Origin of the sequence: Streptomyces cellostaticus (assembly GCF_001513965.1) — a bacterium.
Lineage (GTDB): Bacteria > Actinomycetota > Actinomycetes > Streptomycetales > Streptomycetaceae > Streptomyces > Streptomyces cellostaticus.
Window position 1 is genome coordinate 1 of record NZ_KQ948130.1, and the last position, 982, is coordinate 982.

At 70.8% G+C, this 982-nt stretch carries 1 protein-coding gene; it reads right to left on the reverse strand.

What is annotated here, in order from left to right:
* Positions 1–982 (reverse strand): beta-ketoacyl synthase N-terminal-like domain-containing protein (locus tag AQI88_RS42390; RefSeq protein WP_167357521.1); only part of this gene is annotated, 982 nt, incomplete at both ends.

Here is a 982-nt window from a genome sequence, read left to right on the forward strand (position 1 = left end):
ACTCGACCTCATCGGTCTGTTCACCGGCGGGTTCGGCCGGGGCGTCCACCGTCTCGTCGTCGACGGTCGGGGCTTCCTCCAGGATGATGTGCACGTTGGTGCCGCTCATGCCGAACGCCGACACGCCAGCACGACGCGCACGCTCCGCGACGGGCCACGGGACCGGTTCGCTCAGCAGCCGGACCTCACCGGCGGACCAGTCCACGTGCGGCGTGGGCTCGTCCACGTGCAGTGTCTGCGGCAGCTGTTCGTTCTGCAGCGCCAGCACCATCTTGATCACACCAGCCACGCCTGCGGCTGCCTGGGTGTGTCCGATGTTGGACTTCACCGAGCCGAGCCACAGCGGCTGTTCCGCCGGCCGGTCCTGGCCGTAGGTGGCGATCACGGCCTGGGCCTCGATCGGGTCGCCGAGCGTGGTCGCCGAACCGTGCGCTTCCACCACGTCCACGTCGGCAGCCGACAGCTGGGCGCTGGCCAGGGCAGCCCGGATCACCCGCTGCTGCGAGGGACCGTTCGGCGCGGTCAGACCGTTGGACGCACCGTCCTGGTTGATCGCAGAGCCACGTATCACCGCCAGCACCCGGTGCCCATTGCGGCGGGCGTCGGACAGCCGCTCCAGCACCAGCATTCCCGCGCCCTCGGAGAAGCCCGAGCCATCCGCCGAAGCTGCGAACGCCTTGCACCGGCCGTCCACCGACACCCCGCGCGCCTGGGAGAACCCGACGAACACGGCCGGGGTCGCGGCGACCGTGACACCGCCGGCCAGGGCCAGGGAGCACTCGCCGGACCGCACGGCCTGGGCGGCCATGTGCAGCGCCACCAGCGATGACGAGCAGGCCGTGTCCATGGTCACGGCCGGGCCTTCCAGGCCGAACGTGTAGGACACCCGGCCGGACAGCACGCTGGTCGCGGTTCCGGTCATCAGGTGTCCCTCGACAACCCCCGTGTCCTCCAGGGGCACGCCGATTCCGTATCCGGACGT